This window comes from Georgenia phoenicis, from assembly GCF_047302425.1.
Taxonomy (GTDB): Bacteria; Actinomycetota; Actinomycetes; order Actinomycetales; family Actinomycetaceae; genus Oceanitalea.
This window is the reverse complement of the sequence record NZ_CP154855.1, coordinates 1,693,396-1,712,663: the sequence shown is the minus strand read 5'-3', so window position 1 is coordinate 1,712,663 and position 19,268 is coordinate 1,693,396. Positions and strand designations below refer to the sequence as shown.

The 19,268-nt window shown below is 69.5% G+C and carries 13 protein-coding genes; 3 read left to right on the top strand and 10 right to left on the bottom strand.

Annotation, left to right across the window (positions count from 1 at the left end; all coding sequences use genetic code 11):
• Positions 1–39: 39 nt before the first annotated feature.
• The 7 genes from AA0005_RS08070 to AA0005_RS08040 all read right to left on the bottom strand — a co-directional run bounded on the left by AA0005_RS08070 (position 40) and on the right by AA0005_RS08040 (position 12,586).
• A complete protein-coding gene (locus AA0005_RS08070) occupies positions 40–1,380 on the bottom strand; it encodes a NosD domain-containing protein (protein WP_413452898.1) in 1,341 nt (446 codons plus the stop codon).
• Positions 1,381–1,407: 27 nt separating this feature from the next.
• Positions 1,408–2,247: a carbohydrate ABC transporter permease gene (locus tag AA0005_RS08065; RefSeq protein WP_413452897.1), complete on the bottom strand. Its 840-nt coding sequence runs from the start codon at positions 2,245–2,247 to the stop codon at positions 1,408–1,410.
• Positions 2,244–3,128: a carbohydrate ABC transporter permease gene (locus tag AA0005_RS08060; RefSeq protein ID WP_413452896.1), complete on the bottom strand. Its 885-nt coding sequence runs from the start codon at positions 3,126–3,128 to the stop codon at positions 2,244–2,246. The genes AA0005_RS08065 and AA0005_RS08060 overlap by 4 nt, the downstream gene beginning before the upstream one ends.
• Positions 3,129–3,214: 86 nt before the next feature.
• Complete coding sequence (locus tag AA0005_RS08055; protein ID WP_413452895.1) at positions 3,215–4,507, bottom strand: ABC transporter substrate-binding protein; 1,293 nt, start codon at positions 4,505–4,507, stop codon at positions 3,215–3,217.
• Positions 4,508–4,682: 175 nt separating this feature from the next.
• Positions 4,683–8,168 carry a S8 family serine peptidase gene (locus tag AA0005_RS08050; protein WP_413452894.1) on the bottom strand — a complete coding sequence of 1,162 codons (3,486 nt, stop codon included), beginning with the start codon at positions 8,166–8,168 and terminating at the stop codon, positions 4,683–4,685.
• Positions 8,169–8,312: 144 nt separating this feature from the next.
• On the bottom strand, positions 8,313–9,539 hold the full coding sequence (locus tag AA0005_RS08045; RefSeq protein ID WP_413452893.1) for an McrC family protein: 1,227 nt from the start codon (positions 9,537–9,539) through the stop codon (positions 8,313–8,315).
• Positions 9,536–12,586 (bottom strand): McrB family protein, encoded by a 3,051-nt coding sequence (locus AA0005_RS08040; protein WP_413452892.1) that lies wholly within the window; start codon positions 12,584–12,586, stop codon positions 9,536–9,538. The genes AA0005_RS08045 and AA0005_RS08040 overlap by 4 nt, the downstream gene beginning before the upstream one ends.
• A gap of 255 nt (positions 12,587–12,841) precedes the next feature.
• Between AA0005_RS08040 and AA0005_RS08035 the strand changes: the two genes are divergently transcribed.
• The gene (locus AA0005_RS08035) at positions 12,842–13,495 is read left to right on the top strand and encodes an SDR family oxidoreductase (protein WP_413452891.1); all 654 of its coding nucleotides are present in this window, start codon (positions 12,842–12,844) and stop codon (positions 13,493–13,495) included.
• An 80-nt stretch (positions 13,496–13,575) separates the two neighbouring features.
• Positions 13,576–13,983, top strand: coding sequence for a DUF1801 domain-containing protein (locus AA0005_RS08030; protein WP_413452890.1), 408 nt, complete (start codon positions 13,576–13,578; stop codon positions 13,981–13,983).
• Positions 13,984–14,077: 94 nt separating this feature from the next.
• Here AA0005_RS08030 and AA0005_RS08025 read toward each other — a convergent pair whose 3' ends face one another.
• The 3 genes from AA0005_RS08025 to AA0005_RS08015 form a co-directional block, all read right to left on the bottom strand.
• Positions 14,078–14,746 (bottom strand): DUF6308 family protein, encoded by a 669-nt coding sequence (locus AA0005_RS08025; protein WP_413452889.1) that lies wholly within the window; start codon positions 14,744–14,746, stop codon positions 14,078–14,080.
• Between the two features lie 128 nt (positions 14,747–14,874).
• Positions 14,875–16,650 carry a M14 family zinc carboxypeptidase gene (locus tag AA0005_RS08020; RefSeq protein WP_413452888.1) on the bottom strand — a complete coding sequence of 592 codons (1,776 nt, stop codon included), beginning with the start codon at positions 16,648–16,650 and terminating at the stop codon, positions 14,875–14,877.
• A 218-nt stretch (positions 16,651–16,868) separates the two neighbouring features.
• On the bottom strand, positions 16,869–18,314 hold the full coding sequence (locus tag AA0005_RS08015; protein WP_413452887.1) for a glucose-6-phosphate dehydrogenase: 1,446 nt from the start codon (positions 18,312–18,314) through the stop codon (positions 16,869–16,871).
• A gap of 50 nt (positions 18,315–18,364) precedes the next feature.
• Here AA0005_RS08015 and AA0005_RS08010 point away from each other — a divergent pair, with 50 nt between their 5' ends.
• Positions 18,365–19,261, top strand: coding sequence for a sulfurtransferase (locus AA0005_RS08010; RefSeq protein WP_413452886.1), 897 nt, complete (start codon positions 18,365–18,367; stop codon positions 19,259–19,261).
• Positions 19,262–19,268 lie beyond the last annotated feature (7 nt).

The window sequence follows — 19,268 nt, the reverse complement described above, 5'->3', positions numbered from 1 at the left end:
ACCGTGAGCGTGCTCCTCAGCCGAGGACGGACGTGCCAACTAGCCGCCCACCATGGGCGTCGGCCGCACGGCGTTCACGGACCTGTCCGCGACAACCTCGTTGTCCGTCCCAGAGTCGAGAATCGTATTGGAGTGCGATTCCGGGTCGACCATGACGGCCGTGACAGCCAGACTCTCCGTTGCCGCGGTCGTCAGCAGCGCGTCCACCTGGGCGGAGAAGCAGGAGTCGCTCGACTGAGCATGGACATCCATCGCCACGACGTGGTTGGTGGAGACGTAGTTCCCGCTGCCCGCTGCGAGCCGGATGACGACGGGTGTCGCGCCGGGCGGCCGGATGTGCTGGGAGTCGATGACCTCCGAGATGTGGTTGCCGATGACCGAGTTGTTGCTGCCACTGACGCAGATCAGCCCCTCGAGGTCGGAGACCCCGTTGTCGACACCGACGAAAGGCGTCCACGGTTCGTGGTCACGCAGGAGGTGGTTGGTGGCGACGAGGTTCTCGGAGCTGTTCCCGGCGAGGACCACCATCGCGGGGTAGAACGAGTGCAGGCGGTTGTTCGTGACGCTCGACCGGGTCACCCCGTCGAGATGGATGCTGCTCGCGCCGCGCGGGAAGATGTTGTTCGCAGTGACCAGCAGCCCGCCGTGGTTCTCGGCGTAGACCGAGTACCCCTTGGGGCCTGCCCCGACCAGGTTGTCGGTGATCTTCGACGCCTGCCCCCAGCCACGCAGCTCGATGCAGCTCCCGCACTCCGCGACGAAGTTGTCATGGATCGAGAGAGCGTCCGCGTGGTAGATCGTCAGGGCGTGCTCGAGGTAGACGAAGCCCATGCCGTTGATGCGGAAGGAGTCGTTGGCACTAGCGACGTGGATGCCCGTCTTCCCGTTGACGTACGTGTTCTCGGGGTGCATGTCGGACCCGTCAGGTGCGAAGTGCAGACCGTCGATGCAGAAGTCGGAGAACTCGACCGAGCTGATCCGCGGGCTGCCGTCCCGCTCGACGTGGAAGGCGGCACCCGCGGCTGCGTCGTCCCCCTCGACCGGGGGGATGTCGACGAGGACCCGGCTGCCTCCGGGCCACAGCTCGTGCAGGCCGGGCCACTCGTCCTCGGGGACGTTGAACCGGATGCTCGACGAGGTGAAGCCGTGGCCCGCACCCTGGATCTTGAGGAAGCTGACGTCGATCCGCACCTGTGTGCGCAGGCGGTAGTCGCCCGGCGGGAGGTAGATCACTGCGCCGGGCTTGCCGCCCTCGTCCACGTCGGCGACGGACTGCCGGTCCTTGAGGTCGGCGATCATGGAGTTGATCACCTCCCCGATGTCCTCGTGCGGGTCACCGACGGGCCAGGTCGTCACGTCGTAGTAGTTCTTGCTGGACATAGGTCGTCCCGTTCCTCTCGTGGTTCCTCAGCCCTTGACGGCACCGAGGGTCAGGCCGGCCACGATGTGGCGCTGCAGGATCATGGTGAGGATGATGACCGGCACCGAGTAGAGGGTTGCCAGCGCCGTCATCGGCCCCCAGTCGAGCCCGAACTGGGTCTGGAAGTTCGCGATCATGATCGGCGTCGTCTGTGCCCGCACGGAGGTGAGGAGCGTCGACAGGAGGAACTCGTTCCACGACGCGAGGAACGCGAAGATCGCGGTGACGGCGACTCCGCCGGACACGATGGGGATGATGACGGACCACAGTGCGCGCAGGCGACCGCAGCCGTCCATCCGCGCGGCCTCCTCGATCTCGACCGGCACGGCCTCGAAGAAGCTCGCCATGAGCAGGATGGACAGTGGCAGGGAGATCGTCGTGTGGGCGATCGCCAGTCCGGTCGGTGTGTCCGTGAGGCGCATCGAGGCGATCATCGACATCATCGGCACGCCGATGGCCACCGGCGGCACCATCCGGGTGATCAGCGCCGTCATGGTGAGGAGCTGTCCGCCGCGGGTCCGGAACCGGGTGATGGCATAGGCCGCAGGGGTCGCCAGCAGGAGCGACAGCCCGGTGGAGATGACCGCCGTCGTCGTGCTGTTGATGAACGAGGGGATGACGCCGGTGCGCTCCAGCGCGGAGGTGTAGTTCTCGGTTGTCCACGTGCTCGGCAGGATCCGCGGCGGGACGGCCAGGGTCTCGAAGGGCGTCTTGAAGCTCGTCAGCAGCAGGTAGAGGAACGGTGCCGCGTACAGCACGACGGCGACAACCAGCAGGACCCACAGCAGGGTCTTGGTCGCAGGGCGGCGGACGGTGAGGCCGTTCATGACTTAGCTCCGGGTCGCCAGATGAACCAGACGGCCAGGCCCGCGACGACCATCATCGCAAGGAGGTAGACCGTGCCCATGGCCGATGCCTGGCCAGGGTCTCCGAAGCGGACCATCGTCTGGTGGATGAGGAGGGACAGTGTCTGGGAGGCGTTCTGGGGACCACCTCCGGTCTGGATGAGGATGATGTCGAAGGCCTTGGCCGCGTCGATTCCACGCACGATCAGGGCGACGGCGATGACCGGCCGCAGCAGGGGGATGATGATCCGCCCGAGCAGGGTCGGGAACGATGCACCGTCGAGGCGCGCCGCCTCCAGCACGTCGCCGGGGACGTTCTGCAGACCGGCGAAGATGACGAGGGTCATGAACGACGTCGTCAGCCAGATGTCGGGGATCGCGACCGCCCACAGGACGATGCTCGGGTCGGACAGCCAGCCGATGTCCCCGGGTGAGCCGATGAGCCCCGCGCGGTGGAGGAGGCTGTTGACGATGCCGAGGTTGTCGATGAGCAGGAAGCGCCAGAGCAGGCCGGCCACCACCGGGGCGATCATCAGCGGGTAGAGGAAGATCGTGCGGAACACCGCCGACTTGCTGCCCAGCGCGCTGAAGAGCAGCGCAACAGCGAAACCGAGGATGAACTCGAAGGTGATGACGATGGCCGTGTAGGCCAAGGTTCGCCCTGCCGCGCCCTGGAACGTCGGGCTCGCGAGGATCTGCGAGTAGTTGTCGAGGCCGATGAACTCGCGCGCCCCGCCGATGGGCGAGATGTCGAAGAAGCTGTCGTAGACGAGCCGGACGAGGGGCCAGGCGACGAAGACGACGAGGAAGAGAGCCGCGGGCGCGATGAGCGCCATCGCATAGCGGCGATCCGTGAGTCGCACAGTGGGACCTTTCCGTGATGGCCGTCGAGGCCGGGAGCCTGCTGGAGACCGGGGGTTACCACCCGCACCCTCCAGCAGGCGAGCCCTCAGCCGACGATGGCCTCGATCTGCTCCGCGGCGCGGTCGAGCAGCGCCTGGGTGTCGGCGTTCCCCGCCGTTGCTTCCTGGAGCATCGGGATGAGGACGGCGTCGACGATCTCCTGCCAACGGTCCGTGGCCGGCCGCGGGGTGGTTCCGGGCGCGTCGAGCGCGGCGACCAGCGCATCGAGGTTCGGACGGTCGCTGGACTCGAGCGCGGAGACGGTGGCGGCCAGGCCGAGGTCGGTGTCCAGGCCGAGTTCGTTGTGGTCGTACACGAACTGGACGAACTCCATGGCCTGCTCGATGTTCGCCGTTGCCTCCGGCACGGACAGGTACCACGCACCCGGGATCGCCGCTTCGCCTCCCGGCCCGGCTGGCATGGTGGTCACACCGACGTTGCCGGCCACGGGCGAGTCCTCCGGGATCTGTGCGTATGCGTGCGCCCAGAACCGGGTCATGGCGAGCTGGCCCTGGTTGAAGTAGTTCTGTGCCGCCGCCCAGTCGACCTGCGAGGCACCGCCCGGCGCGACGCCTGCCTCGATCGGGGCGATGTAGGCGTCGAGCGCAGCCTTGTGGTCGGCATCGTTGACGATGACGTTGCCGTCCTCGTCGAGCACCATGTTCTCGGCACCTGCCTGGAGGACGAGGGCCAGCCAGTCGGTCTCCACCGCACCCTTGACGTCGGCACCGTACAGGTCGATGGTGCCATCACCGTCGGTGTCCTGCGTGAAGAACTCGGCGACCTCCAGGTACTCCTCCCAGGTGGTGGGCGGTGCCAGCTCACGGCCGTACTCGGCGTTGAAGGCCGCCTGCTGGTCCGGGTCGTCGAAGAGGTCGGTGCGGTAGTAGAGGATCTCGGCGTTCGTCCACGCCGGCATGCCGACGAAGTGGTCGTCTACCTGTGCCTCTTCCACCAGGGAGGGGAAGAGGTCGTCGGTCACCGCATCCGTGAACATGTCGTCGAGCGGTTCCATGCCTGGACCGAACGCACTGAGCCAGATGGCGTCCAGCGCAGCGACGTCAAAGCTGACGTTGCCGCCCGAGAGCTCCGTGTTGAGTCGGTCGAAGACCGAGTCGTAGGGCAGCTCCACGAACGTCACGGCGGTACCGGTCTCGGCCTCGAACTCCTCCGCTATCGGAGTGAGGACGGCTCGCCCACCACCTTCGACAAGGACGGTCAGTCCCTCACCGGAAGAGGCGGAGGGGTCACCCGCGCCGCACCCGCTCACGCCGAGCGCGAGCGTGACGGCCGCCGCCGGGAGTACAACGTGGATGTTCCTTCGCTGCCTTGGCATCATCGCCGGTTCTCCTTCTAGTGTCACTGAGTGGAGGTGCCAAAACGTTCGGGCTGAACGTTTTGGCAAGAATGCCGTCGGATCGCGACGAAGTCAAGCGAGTTCAACGCACGATGCCCCGCACCGTGGTGGTGCGGGGCATCGTGCCGTTCAGCCGATCAGTTCGGCTCTGCCGTCGTCACGGCGTGCGGCGCACTCCGAGGGTGTCGGTGCCGTCACCGTCCCAGTCGCCGACGAAGACCTCGTCGCCCGCCCGTCCGTAGGCGACGGAGAAGTCCGCCTGCCCACCGGCGAGGGAGTTCTTGACGAAGTACTGGTTCCCGCGACGGACCGCGAAGGTGTCGGTGCCGTTGCCGTCCCAGTCACCGGCCAGCGTGATGTCCGCCGGGCGGCCGTAGGCGAAGGTGCGGTCAGCGTTCCCACCACTGATCGTGTTCTTCACGTAGTAGGTGGAACCGCGGCGCACCGCCAGGGTGTCGGTGCCGTTGCCGTCCCAGTCACCGACCATGACGGCGTCGTCCGCACGCCCGTAGGCGATGACGCGGTCCGCCCGGCCACCGGCCAGGGAGTTCTTCACGTGGTACGCCGAGCCGCGGCGCACCGCGAGGGTGTCCGTGCCGTCGCCGTCCCAGTCGCCCACGAGGACGACGTCGCCGGGGCGCCCGTAGGTGAAGACGCGCTCCGCCTGCCCGCCCCGCGGGGCGTTGCTGACGAAGAACTGGTTCCCGCGGCGCACCGTGATCGAGTCGGTGCCGTCGCCGTTCCAGTCACCGATGAGGACCTCGTCGGTGAAGCGGCCGTAGGCGAAGACGTGGTCCGCCTGCGCGTCCCAGCCGTCGTTGAGGAAGAAGCCGTACTGCTGGGCCGGCGGCTGCGGCTGCGGCCCCGGTCCCGGCTCCGCGGGCTCCTCCGGCTCCAGCGGCGGGACGCCGTCGCCGTCGCGGTCGATGACGAACGCCTGCGTGGACCACGTCTCCACGTGGGCCTCGTTGTCCGGGTCGCCGAGCGCGCTGAGCGCCTCGACCTGGAGGATGTAGTGCCCGTCCGGCACGGCGGTGCGGCCGCCGCCCTGCGTGGAGCGCATCCCGTCCCAGGTCCACGCGGTGAAAGCGCTCGAGTCGCGACCGATGTGCTGTTCGTAACGCGCGACGGCCTGGCCCTCGATCGCCTGCGCACTCGCCCCCTCGGGCATCGGGCGGTAGATCGAGAAGGTCAGCGACTCTGCCGGGTGCTCCATGTGGATGAGCACCGTGGGCACGTCGCCGCCTTCCATGCTGAAGCTCGTCTGGCCGGCGGGGAGGCTCCAGGACCCACCCGCGGCGCAGTCGATGCCGATGAACCGGTCGCACCCGGCGATCTTGCCGAGAGCGGGCAGGTCGAGGAGCGTGTCGCCGTCGGCGTTGGTCAGGTTCTCCAGCAGCGGCAGCGCCTGGTAGTCGCCCGCGAAGCCGGCGAAGGGCACGCTCAGCGGCTCGCCGTCCTCCGGGGTCAGCACGATGTAGCCGCCGTACTGCGCCTGCTCCAGATCGCCGCTCGGGCTGATCGCCACCTCGAACTGGGCCTGCCCGCCTGCCGGGACGACGAGCTGGTCGGGCATGACGACGTCAGCGGTCGCGTCCTTGATGACCGTCGGCGCGTCCGGGTTCCCGGCCGTCGCGGCAGCGTCGAGCGAAGACAACGTGTAGGTGACGTCCGCATCGGTGCTGTTGGTGACCGTGAGGGTCGTGGTGGACACACCCTGCTCGGACTCACCGAGCGAGAGCTTGCCCGGGGTCACCGTGGCGGTCGACTCGATCGTGTCGTCGATGTCGAGCATGCCCGCGCCCTGACGGTGGACCGGCTCGAGGAGCGCCGTCGTCGGGTCGGTGTTCAGGGCGGCCGGGTCGGCCGAGTTGAGCAGCAGGTCGCGCACGTCGTGCGCCTCCGTGTCGGGACGCGCCTCCAGCAGGAGCGCCACGGCCCCCGCGACGTGCGGGGCGGACATCGAGGTGCCCGAGAGCGTCGCGTACTCCCCCGCCTCCAGCGGGTAGGTGGAGTAGATGCTGCCACCCGGTGCGCCGAGGTCCGGCTTGAGGGTCAGGTCCGCGGTGAGTCCGTACGAGCTGAAGCTCGAGATGATCCCGCCCGTCGGGTTGGGCACGGTGCCGACGACGTCGGTCCAGGTGAGCGTCGCCCCACCGTCGAGGACGGCGGCGTCGGCCGCCATCCCGGACTGCATCGAGATGCCGACGACCGGGATGGTGATGGCCTCCGCGCCCGCAACGGACGGGTTGAGCACACCGGGGACGTTGTTGTAGATGACGACGGCTGCCGCACCGGCCTTCTGCGCCTTCAACGCCTTCGCGTAGAAGCTCGCGTCACAACCGGCGTCGTTCGGGTCGGCCCCGCGCTCGATGAGCACGGCCTGACCGGTGAGGTCGGTGGTGATCTCCGGGCAGGCGCGTGCCGCCGGTGTGCCCGGGTCACCGAGCCGCGCGAGTGGCAGGGAGCCCTCGGTGGGCGGCTCCACGGACCCGCCGGCCGGCATGTACGAGTGCTCCTCGCCGTCGATCTCGAGGACGGAGGCGGTCACCGCGACGTTGTCGAAGGAGGCGACGCCGATGACGTCCTCCCCCACGCCCGGTGCGCCGGCGGACCAGGTGCCCGAGGCGCCGCTGTTGCCGATGGACGCGACCATGACGACGCCGGCGTCGACGAGGTTGTCGCTCGCCACCGCCGTCGGGTACTGCGGCCACGTGGCGAAGGCCGAGCCGATGCTCTGGTTGACGACGTCCATGTCGTCCGCCAGCGCCATCTCCATGGCGGCGACCATGATGTCCGCCTCGGTGGAGCCGTCGCAGCCGAAGACGCGGTAGGCGCCGAGCTCGACGCCCGGGGCCACGCCGCGCACGCCGCCGTTGGCGACGTCGCCGTCGGCGCCGACGATGCCGGCCACGTGCGTGCCGTGGCCCTGGCAGTCGTCAGGGTCGTCGTCGGGCATGGGGACGGGCTGATAGTTCGGGCTCTCGGGGTCGGAGTTGTAGTCGTCGCCGACGAAGTCGAAGCCGGCGACGACCTTGTCGTTCGGGAACGTGGTCTCGCCGTCGACGCCGGTCCCGCCGAAGTCGGGGTGGTCGTAGTCGACGCCCGTGTCGATGATGCCGATGCGGATGCCCTCGCCGTCGAAGCCGAGCTCGCTCTGGGCGATGTCGGCGCCCGTCATCGACAGGGCGCTGAGGAGGTCAGGCTCGGACCCTGGCTGCACCGGCGCCTGCACCTGGAGGACCGGGTAGATCGCCTCGACCTGCGGCAGGTCGGCGACGAGCTCGGCGGCGTCGTCGTCCAGGTCGGCCGAGATGCCGTTCCACAGCGTGCTGAACTCGTGGCGCACCTCAAGGTCGACGCCCGCAGACTCCGCCTCGGCGACGAAGCTGCGCTGGGCGCGCTGGATGCTCGCGGTGCTGCCGCCCTGGGTGGTGGGCTCCGGGGCGAACTCAATGAAATAGGCGCCCGTGGGCGAGGAGAGCTCCTCGGTGCCCTGCGCGGCAGCGGCCGTGGTTGCGTCGGCGTCGTCCGCCGAGGCCGCCGGGACGAGAGTGACCAGCAGCGCGGCGGCGGCACCGATGCTGAGGCCGGAACGGATGCGACGGTGCGATCCGCTGGTGGTACTGACAGGTGGTGTCACAGGTATCCCCCGTTGGAGTGGACGTGGGGGTGTCGGTGTGACCCCCCACAGAGCACCGTAAGTGACCTGTGTTACATCCGCGCTTCCCCGAGCCAACGCTCGGTTACAGAACGGTAACGATCCGACAGGTGTCGCCCGTGTGCCTCACAGCGCGAGCGGCTCGCGCACCGAGGTCCTCACGGCCGCGTCTGCCAACCGGTGGACCTGCTCGAGCAGTGCGCGAGGCGGCACCGAGAGGTCGAGCGCGTACTCCACCACACTGACGTCGGTGTTCCTGATCCTCCGGACCGCCGGCTCGGTGGAGCCCTGCGCGTACACCAGCCAGGCCACCGGCACCCGCAGGGCCGTGCAGTAGGCGAGCATCTGGTAGTGGTCGGCGTTGGGGTACTGACCGCTTCCTCCTGCGGCCTTGTACTTGGCGTCGAAGACGATTCGTGGTGTGCCGGTGGCGTCCAGGTGGACGATGTCGACGTCCATCCGCACTGCACCGCGCCAGTGGCCGGGAGCCGGCTCATCAAGCCAATCCGGGTACTGCGCGACCGTGCGTCCCGGATGTGCCAATAGGGCTTCCTGCAGGGCGGTGGTGACGAAGTCCTCGAAGACCTTCCACATCGGCACGACGAAGGACGCGACGACCATCCCGCCCGCTCCCGGCTCCGTCGAGGCGTTGCGCAGGACGAGCTCGGCGAGCCGGAGCGCCGGCTGGTAGTGCCGGTTCAGCCGTGTCGGGGTCCACCGTGGGAGCTGACCGCCTCGCGGGAGTACCCGGACGCCCTCGAGCCGCGCATCGAGATGTCGAAGACGCGCGGCCAGCGCCCGCGGGACACGAGGCACGGCGGACATGCGCCGCAGCGCGGACCGCAGGATGCTGTTCTCAGGGGTGTCCACCGTGAACTCGTCGTAGCTGACCTCGAGCGGCAGCATGTGTCCCGGGCGGACGCGCAGCTGGTCCCCGATACGGATACGCCCGCGGACGGTGCGGAGCGCGTCGTCGACGGTGCGGTACCCCTGGAGCACTCCCCCCGCGAGGGCCCGTTCGACCACCCGCACGAGCGACTCCGCGAGCGCCGCCCACAGGTCGGCGCGCTCCACGGCCTCCACGTCCTGAGGCCGGAAGCCGGGGTCCCGGGCGTACCCCAGCATGAACAGGAGACGAGAGAGCCCCACCCGTTCCTTGGGATTGACCTGGACCTGGAGGTCACCCGTACGGACGGCTCCGACGAAGCCGCGTGGCACGAGGGCCCAGCGGCCGTGGCCCTGTGGCCTCACCTCCACCAGACCGGTGGCAGACAGAGCCGCCGCGCGCTCGTCATCGAGATGGACGACGACGCCGTCACGCTCCAGCTCGTCGAGCGTGACCTCAGCCGTCATGAGCTCTCCGGGTGCACGGTTCCCTCGCCGTCAGCGCCTTCGGAACCGGCTCCGACGTGGTCCGTGTACCGGCTCGGCGACGTCCGACGGCGGAGCGCATCGAGTCCGAAGCGTTCGTGCACCTCCGCGCGCTCCAACCGTCCGTAGTAGTGCTCCTCGAGCAGCGGCAGGAGGTCGTACTTCCAGACGCGTTCGAGCCCGCCGGGCATGGAGACGTCCCTGCGCATCAGGTAGGAGGGCCCGATCTGCAGGTCACGGTCCTCCGCTCCGATGGCAGCGTTGAGCTCGTTCAGGAGCACAGCGCGTTCGTCGTCGAGATCGTTTGCGGTGATGTAGCGGTCGAGCACGCCGCGTACGGGAGGCTCACCGGGGTGCATCTCGACGAACGCGAACCGTCGTCGAATGGCCGCGTCGACCATGGCGATGGATCTGTCGGCGGTGTTCATCGTCCCGATGATGAAGAGGTTCGGCGGGAGGCTGAAGGCCTCGGTCGGGTTGTACTGCAGCCTGATCGACTCGTTGCGGTACTCGAGCAGGAAGTACAGCTCGCCGAAGACCTTGGCCAGGTTCGCCCGATTCATCTCGTCGATGATGAGCACGAACGGGACACCCTGGTTCTCCGGACGCGACGCTTCGCTCGCCAGCTGTCGCAGCGGTCCAGGTCGCAGCGCGAAGGTCGCCACACCGGCGGGCGTGACGTCAGGGCGGTAGCCCTCGAAGAAGTCCTCGTAGGCGTAGGAGGGGTGGAACTGGACGATCCGCGCCCGGCTCGGGTCGTCGGGACCGACGAGGTGACGAGCCAGCTGCTGGGCGACGTAGGTCTTCCCGGTGCCGGGAGGACCGTAGAAGACGATCTGCTGGCGAGCCTGCAGGAGATCGACGATCTCCTGCAACTTGTCGCGCTCCATGTGCAACCCACCCGCGACATCGTCGGTCACGGCCGGCAGGTCAGGGACGGAGGCGCGGACGTCCGGAGTGACCTTCGAGTGCTCGGTCCCACCGGCCGCCAGGTAGTCCTCGAGGACACCGAGAGCCGAGGTGATGTCGACGACCGAACCGTCCTTGTCGAGGAGACTCGACAGTGGCGGCGAGAGCTCGTCAGTGTCAACCAGGGCGCCGGCCCACTCCACCTCCCGTCGGAGGCGGCTCGTCGGGTCGTCGACGAAGGTCGGCTCACCGGCAACGACGCCGGCATACAGGTGTCCGTCCGCGACGGTGGCGACGATGTCCTCGGGCCGCATCTTGCTGAGGAATGCCAGGTACTCCGCGACGAGCGTCTCGCGCTGGGCGTAGTCGAGGTGCTGGTAGCCCTCCTCGACGGCGACCTGCACGGCCTGCCGTGATGCCCTCGCCTCGACGCCGCGGAGATGCTCCGCCTTGACGGACACGAAGCCGTTCGTGAGCCACTGCGTCACGAGTGCGGTCTGCCCGGAGCTGGGACGCACGAGCCAGGCGCGCGGCCCGGTGGCGCGCCACGCCTCGACATACGGCGTGTTGTACCACTCGGGGTAACCGGGCGCGGCCTTCTCGTGGGCCTGGCGGATCCGGCGCAGGTCGACGGTGATGTCGAGCGGACGGTTACCCGAGGGCCCGCCGATCTCACCGGCGAACGTGTCGCGGATCAACCGACGATGGGAAGCGGCGACCACTGGGGAGAAGTGGCCCGGCCAGGCAAGGTAGTTGATTGCGTGCTCGACCGAGACGACCGAGTCAGATGCCACGCGAGCGGCGATCGCTGCGAATGCGTCCGGGGTTCGTAGCGCAGCAAGCCGCTCCGTGGGCTCAGCGTCCGTCCACTCGAGGATGAACTTGGTGAGCCAGTCGATGTGCTTTGCGATCTGTGCGTTGTACCCCTGTCCCCCGCCGAACGCGCCCCTCGCCTCAAGGCCTACGCAGAGCTCGTCCGGTAGTGCGTAGGTGGTACCGGCAGCGGCGAGCACCCGCTCGACGCGGGCGATCTTGGTGTCCGCCCGCAGGTCGGCCTGAGGGGCGCACTGGAGGTAGACGAGCTCAGCCGCGAGCAGCACAGTGTCGTCCGAGGCGCCGTCGAGCTGGACCATGAGCTTGTCGAAGAAGCCTCCGGTGCCGGGGTCGTGAGAGATGCGCTCGCGCAGATCTGCTGCAGTGGCTGCCGTCCACACCGATGCACTGCCACTGACCGGGGACGGCTCGCGGCGCAGGCCCGCACCCAGGACCTTCCAGGCCGCGGCTTCCATGGCCGGTGCCGGACCTTCGCCCCGCGGCACCACACCCGCCGGCTCTGCGTCGCCCCTCCATCGTGCGAAGGCGTGCTTGTCCTCCTCCGGGATGGGCAGTTCCGCCACCGGCCACTTGACGACGCTCCAGCCGAGACCCTGAGCCTCCAGTCGGCTGCTCAGCGCGATACCCGCCCCGGGCGCCCGCTGGAGCAGCTCGTCGGTCAGCTCAAGGAGCTCCCGGTACCGCTCGACGGGACTGGTGCCCAGCGACTCGCGGCCGACGAGCTTGCGCCACTTCTCGACGGGGGTCGTCCGGTAGGGCGGGAAGGCCTCCGGGTCACGCGCCATGAGAAGCAGAGCACCGAGAGCGACGATGTTGCCCGGGGTGATCGAGTCGACTGCCTCACGAATCGGCTCCTCAAACGCAGCGAGATCGTCGGCGCCGGCGTCGACGTCGCCCCACAGCACGCCGATCGCCGCGGCGAGAGCCTCGGGCCGCTCGCTCGCTGCCTCCCTGAAGCGGCTGACGGTTCGCCAGTGCAGGAGGTTCGTGCTCTGGAGCGCGCTGAGCAGCGACTCGTACCATCCCTCATCGTTCTCGAGGAAGAGCCTCCGCGCGGCTCCGAGCCTGGCCGCCATCGCTCGCTTGTAGCCGTGCTCCTCCCGATCCAGATCGACAGCATCGGCGACCGTGCGCGCCCAACGCACGAAGTCGTCCCAGTCGTGATCAGTCAACGTGAGCCCCTTCTCCGTGGCAGCCATACGGCTTTCGACTACGAGCCGTCTGAGCCGCCGAACCGTGATCTCGGCGATGTCAGACCCGGGTGCCAGCCTATGGACAAGTGCCACGAGAGGAGGTGAGACCCATGGCGAAGCCTTCGAAGAAGGCCCTCTCCAAGGCGGGGCGGACGTTGGCATCCGACAGCTCGAGCAAGTCGGCCAAGTCGAAGGCGGGCTCGACGCTCGGCAAGGGCTAGCTACCCATCGGCCGGTGCCCTGTTGGCAGGCTGATCGACCGGGCACCGGCGCCCGCCCGTGTGCGAAGCGCTCGCACGGCGCCTAGCGTCGAGGAGGACCTCAACCCCACCCCGCGAGGAGAACGAGATGTCGAACGTTGCAGTCATCGGTGGCCACGGCAAGGTCGCGCTCCTGCTGGCGCCCCTGCTCACGGAGGCCGGCCACACCGTCACCAGCGTCTTCCGCAACCCCGACCACCGCGAGGACGTCGAGCAGACCGGCGCGAACGCCGTCGTCGCCGACGTGGAGAACCTGTCCACCGAGGAGATCACCGAGCTGCTGCAGGGTCAGGACACGGTCGTGTGGAGCGCGGGCGCCGGCGGCGGCAACCCGCAGCGCACCTGGGCCGTGGACCGCGACGCCGCCATCCGCACGATCGACGCCGCCAAGCTCGCCGGGGCGCGCCGCTTCGTCATGGTCTCCTTCGTCGGCGCGCGCCAGGACCACGGTGTGCCGGAGGGCAACTCCTTCTACGCCTACGCCCAGGCCAAGGCCGACGCCGACGACCACCTGCGCGACTCCGGCCTCGACTGGACCATCGTCGCCCCCGGCGCCCTCACCCTCGACGAGCCCACCGGCTCGATCGACCTCGTGACCGCGGACGACGGCGGTGAGCACAAGACCTCGCGCGCGAACGTCGCCCGCGTCATCGCAGCCTCCCTCGAGGAGCCTGCCACCATCGGCAAGATGATCGAGTTCGCCGACGGCGCCACCCCCATCGCCGAGGCGATCGCCAAGTAGCCCGGCCGCCCGGGCGGCACCCCTCCCGCGTGCCGCCCGGGCGGACTACGGTGGGCGCAGCCGAGCCGAAGGAGGCAGCCGTGCAGCCCACCGACGTCGACCCGCGCGACTTCATCGCCGCGGTCGAGAACCCGACCCGCCGGGCGGACGCCGAGCGCCTCGTCGACATCATGCGCGACATCACCGGCGAGGAGCCGGTCATGTGGGGGCCCAGCATCATCGGCTTCGGCAGCTACCACTACGTCTACGAGTCCGGCCGCGAGGGCGACGCCCCGCTGGCAGCCTTCAGCCCCCGAAAGGCGAACCTCGTCGTCTACCTCGTCGGCGGCTACCAGGAGCGCTACCCCGAGCAGCTGGCCCGGCTCGGGCCGTACAAGCCGGGCAACGCCTGCCTCTACCTCAAGCGGCTCGACGACGTCGACGAGGACGTCCTGCGCTTCCTCATCACCGACTCGTGCGAGGTCACCCGCGCCGAGTACCCGTCCTGAGAGTGACCTCGGCGGGGCCTCAAACATTGGCGTCTGGGAACAGTCGTAACGCCGCCCGGGTTGCTGCCGCGATCACACGAGGAGAGTCGGGGCTTCAGGCGGTGACCAGAGACGCCTCCTCGCCTTCCTCATCCGGTCGCCTGTTCCCCATCCACACCACGACATCGAGCACGCGAAGCGCGGAGACCGCCTCAGGCAGCCCGGCATCAGCACGGACGTTCAGCAACTCGGTGTGAAGTCGCCGTCCATCCGCGTTGAGGAGGTCGTGCCAGTACTCCCAATGACCGCTCGAGTTCTCGAAGTGGAAGGCTCGTTCGATCACGGAGTCGTACACGGGGATCAGGCGCGGGCGCTTTCGTGCCATGAGCTTGCTCGTGGTGGTGGGTCCAACTCCGTCGAGCTGCCGAAAGTGTCGCCACAATGACGCCGCTGGCCCGTCCACCAGTACTTCGCGGTCGATGTCGACCAAATCGACATCGGTCGGAAGCTTGCTCAGGTACTCACCCGTGACCGCGACAAACTCGTCATCCTCGAGCAGCCGCAGTGCAGCCGTACCCGGGACTGCTATGGACAGCATCGACAGCGCCACGATATCGACAGCCGTGATCTTGTCCGCCACGTCCGCCGCATCACCTCCCCCGCCGAGTGCCTCAAACCGCGATCCGGAGTACGCGGGCTTGCCGTCGAGTCCGAAGTATCGCCGGAGCAGCGCGAGGGCATTCTCGCGGTTATCACGCTTGAGAATTTCGGGCACCACGGGCATAGGAATGTCCATTCGGAAGGGACGACAGGGAACGTCACCTTATCGGTGCGGTTATCTCAAGGACAGGCGTCCTGCACAGCGCGGCGCGCCCCGGGGAACGGGTCCCCGGGGCGCGCCCTACGCGACTGTCAGTCGCTCGTGTAGCTGAGCTCCGCCGTCGTCGGCGTACGACGCGACGGCGGCTCGCTCACCTTGCCGCACGCGCTGTCGGGCAGCGTGACGCGGTGGTTCGCGGGGCCGTAGAGGCGCTGGGCGCTGGTCCACGGCTCGGCGGCCTGACCGTCGAGCAGGAGCGGGATGAGCCCGCGCTGCTCCTGGGTCAGCGGCACCATGTAGCCGCGCGCCCGCTCCTGGACACGCCAGCCGTGCGCCTCGATGCGGTCCGCGAGCGTCGTCGGGAAGCCCTCGGGGCTGTCCTCCCGCACGCCGTGGTACTGCTCCTCGGTGAGGAGGTAGCCGCACACCGGCGCCTCGAGGATCTGCTCCGGGCCGGGGATCTCCGGGTCCGGCGGCGCCTCACCGGGGTGCGGCGCCGGGAACGGGTCCACGGTGTAGGAGCCGCGGAAGACGATGTCCCCGCGGTTGAGGACCTGCTGCGCGCGGCCCGCCTCGCCGGCCGCGACGATGTCCTCCTTGTTCTCGTGGAAGTAGTCGAAGTACTGCTCGAAGGTGTACATCGCCGAGTAGGTCTTGCGCTTGCGGCTCTCCGGGGTCTGCGAGCCGCCGTCCGCGGGCCGCGTCTCCCCGCCGGAGCTGCGTGCCTCGAGCAGCACGCCGACGATGTTCTTCAGCCCCAGCGTGTTGCGCAGGATCGTCTCCTGGCTCATACCGACCGTGTTGCCACCCTCGCAGCCGTAGGGGCAGAACCACCAGCCGTCCTCCGAGCCGCGCTCGTAGAGCCAGTTCTCGACGAGGTCCTTGCTCTGCAGGTGGACGACCTCGGGCACGTTGAGGTGCCGCGGGAACATGACGGGCAGGTCCCCGGCCCGGGTGTTGCCGTACTCGTGGCCGTCGAAGGCGGCGTCGGGCCGGTAGTCGCGCAGCATCTCGGTGAAGCCGAAGGTCTCCGGCTGCCGGATGAGCGAGAAGTCGCGGTTGAGGTCCTGCCCGGTGGCGTTGCCGCGCTGGTTGAGCGCGCGACCGTCGGCGTTGATCGACGGCACGAGCATGATCGTCGACTCCGAGAGGATGTCGAGCGTCCGCTCGTCCTCACCGAAGGCCAGCTGCCGCGCGAGGATGAAGCAGGCCTCCCGGGAGGAGGGCTCGTTGCCGTGGACGTTGCAGTTGACCAGGGCGGTGTCGCCCTCGGCGATCTCCTCCGGCGTCGCCGGCGGGTTGGGGTAGCCGATGATGAACATGTTGATCGGCCGGTCCTGCAGGGTGCGTCCGATCTCGACGACGCGCACCCGATCGCTCAGCGCGTCCAGCTCCGCGGTGTACTCCGCCTCCTCGACGTCGGTCGTGTAGCGCTCCCCGAAGGTCTGCTCCCAGCCGGTGCGCAGGCTCTCGCCGGGCACGTCCGGGTCGCCCCACTGCGGCAGGGTGGTGTCGTAGACGGGCTCGGAGAACGCCTCCCCCTCGATGCCCACCCGCCAGCGGAACCTGTCACCGGGGTCGAAGTTCGCGTCCGCGAAGGCCGGCTCGGACTGGTCCACCTGGCGGTTGGGCCGCCAGATACCGGTGATGACCGGTTCCCCGACCGGCTCGTCGTTCTCGTCCACCGGGGTGCGCTCGATCTGGTACTCCTCCACCCCTGCCACGGGCTCCCACGTGAGCGTGGCGAAGCCCATCTGCTGCTCGACCTCGAGCCCCGTCACCCCTGGCTCGGCGACCTGCGCCAGCGTGGGCGGTGTGGCCACGAGGGAGGCGAGGAGTGCGACGCCGGCCGCACCGACCACCGCCACCCTGCGTCTGTCGCGTCGTGCTGTACGTCCGTGCATGTCATTCCCCATCTGCTCGGAGCGGGGACGGGACGACGTCAGCAACGCCAGGTCCACACCCCCATGCGGACATCCGGGGTGCACCAGCTACGCGATCCGTCGCGACATCACGACCGTCTTTGGCCACATGTGGCCCCCCGTTGAGACGGACATTAACGACGCCGTCCGGGAGCGTCAAGGAATCAGCTGCGCTCCGCCGTCGTCCCGGCGGCGTCGGCGGGCGAGCCGGCCGGGTACTCCCCCAGCTGCACCCGCCCCTCGCACCAGGCGGCGAGAACCGGCTCGACGACGCGCCAGCACTCCTCGGCGACGTCGCCACGCACGGACAGCAGCGGGTCGGCCTCCAGGACGCCGGCGAGCACCTCGCCGTAGGCCGGGAGCTCGCCCTCGCCGAAGCTCGTCGTCATGACGACGCGGTCCAGCGACCACGGGTCGCCCGTGCCGTTGACGTCGAGCTCGAGCTCGATGCACTCCGGGCCCAGGCCGATGCGCAGCCGCGTGGGCTGGGAGGTGCCGGTGAGCCCGACGGGCAGATGCGGCACCTTCTTGAAGGTCACGATGACCTCCTTGCGCGTGGGCGTGATGGCCTTGGCGCTGCGCAGGGTGAAGGGCACGCCCTTCCAGCGCCAGTTGTCGATGAAGACGGTCATCTCGGCGAGCGTCTCGGTCTCCCGGGTGGGGTCGACGCCCGGCTCCTCGGCGTAGCCGGGCACCTCGCGCAGGCCGATCCGGCCGGCGCCGTAGCGTGCGCGGCGGCTGTGCTGCTCGGGCTCGCCGGCGCGCGCAGCCCGGAGGACCTCGGCGATGCGGTCGCGCACGTCGCGGTCACCCAGGGTGGTGGGCGGGTCCATGGCGATGAGCGCGAGGACGTGGAGCAGGTGGCTCTGGATCATGTCGCGCAGCGCGCCGGAGCCGTCGTAGTAGCGGGCGCGTCCCTCGAGCGCGAGGTCCTCGTCGTAGACGATCTCGACGCTCTCCACGTGCGTGGCCCGCCACACCGGCTCGAAGATCCGGTTGGCGAAGCGGAAGCCGAGGATGTTGAGGACGGTGCTCTTGCCCAGGAAGTGGTCCACCCGGTGCACCTGCTCCTCGGGCACCATGCGCCCGACGACGGCGTTGAGCCGCCGCGCCGACTCGCCGTCGTTGCCGAAGGGCTTCTCGATGATGAGCCGTGTCCCCTCGGGCACCCCGATCTCCTCCAGCGCGAGGCAGGCCTGCTCGGTGACGGCGGGCGGCAGCGCGAAGTAGATGCCGAGCGGGGCACCGCACCGGTCGAGGACGCGGCGCAGCTCCTCGGGCCGAGTGACGTCGGCGCGCACGTAGACCGACTCGCGCTCCAGTCGCTCGAGGGTCTGCGCGCCGGGCTCGTTCTCGTGGGCGGGGAAGCTCTCCCAGGGCGCCATCTCGATGCTCGGCTCGGCCGCGAAGGTCTCGCGCAGGCGCGCGCGCCACTGCTCGTCGTCCCAGTCGTCGACGCCCGAGCCGACGAGCTCGAGCTCCGGCGCGCGCCCGGTGGCGAGCAGCCGCCCGAGCCCGGGGAGAAGGAGCCGGCCGGCGAGGTCGCCGCTGGCACCGAGCACGAGCAGCGTGCGGATCTCCGGGCCGCCTGCCTCGACCGTCTCAGCCATGTCTCCCCTTCGTCCGTCGGTGTCCCGCCCCATCATGGAAGAGTTGGCGCATGAGCGCACTGGTGTGTCACGAGCAGCTGCGGTCCGAGCTCGGTTCGGTCCTTCTCCTCGACGTGCGGTGGACGCTCGCCGGCCCCGACCGTGCCGGGTACCGGGCCGGGCACCTGCCGGGCGCCGTCTTCTGCGACCTCGACGCCGACCTCGCCGCCCCGCCCGGCGCGGGTGGGCGGCACCCGCTCCCCTCCCGCTCGGCGCTGGCGGAGTCGCTGGGCCGGCTCGGGGTGCGCCCCGGGCGGCGCGTCGTCGTGTACGACGGCGGGGTCGCGGCAGCCGCCGCGCGCGCCTGGTGGTGTCTGCGCTGGTTCGGTCACGACGACGTGCGCGTGCTCGACGGCGGTCTGCCGGCCTGGGTGGCCGCGGGTGGCGAGCTCGAGACGGGCGAGGTGACGCCGTCGTCGACGGACAGCCCTGCGGTCGGCGACGTGCCGGGCCAGGCCTCGACGCCGTCGTCGGTTGTGAGCGACGCGGACGGTGACGTGCCGTCCCAGGGCACGGCGCCGTCGTCGTCCATGGCGACGGTGACAGCCGAGGAGCTGCTCGACGGCTACGACGGCGTCCTGCTCGACGCGCGCGCCCCCGAGCGCTTCCGCGGCGAGGTGGAGCCGGTCGACCCGGTGGCCGGGCACATCCCCGGCGCCCGCTCGTTGCCCACGGCCCGGCTGCTCGACGCGGACGGCCGCTACCTCCCCGCCCCCGCGCTGCGCGAGCTCTTCGCGGAGGCAGGTGCCGGCGCCGAGCCGGTGGCCGCGTACTGCGGCTCGGGCGTGACCGCGGCCCAGCTCGTGCTCGCCGCCCACGAGGCGGGGCTGGACGCGGCGCTGTACCCGGGGTCGTGGTCGCACTGGATCACCGACCCTGCCCGCCCGGTGGCGACGGGTGCGGACTGACTGTTCG

Coding starts and splice junctions, on each gene's coding strand:
- AA0005_RS08015 (WP_413452887.1), bottom strand. CDS start 18,314: ATGGCTGAGACGGTCGAGGCAGGCGGCCCGGAGATCCGCACGCTGCTC.
- AA0005_RS08010 (WP_413452886.1), top strand. CDS start 18,365: ATGAGCGCACTGGTGTGTCACGAGCAGCTGCGGTCCGAGCTCGGTTCG.
- AA0005_RS08045 (WP_413452893.1), bottom strand. CDS start 9,539: ATGACGGCTGAGGTCACGCTCGACGAGCTGGAGCGTGACGGCGTCGTC.
- AA0005_RS08065 (WP_413452897.1), bottom strand. CDS start 2,247: ATGAACGGCCTCACCGTCCGCCGCCCTGCGACCAAGACCCTGCTGTGG.
- AA0005_RS08025 (WP_413452889.1), bottom strand. CDS start 14,746: ATGCCCGTGGTGCCCGAAATTCTCAAGCGTGATAACCGCGAGAATGCC.
- AA0005_RS08070 (WP_413452898.1), bottom strand. CDS start 1,380: ATGTCCAGCAAGAACTACTACGACGTGACGACCTGGCCCGTCGGTGAC.
- AA0005_RS08055 (WP_413452895.1), bottom strand. CDS start 4,507: ATGATGCCAAGGCAGCGAAGGAACATCCACGTTGTACTCCCGGCGGCG.
- AA0005_RS08035 (WP_413452891.1), top strand. CDS start 12,842: ATGTCGAACGTTGCAGTCATCGGTGGCCACGGCAAGGTCGCGCTCCTG.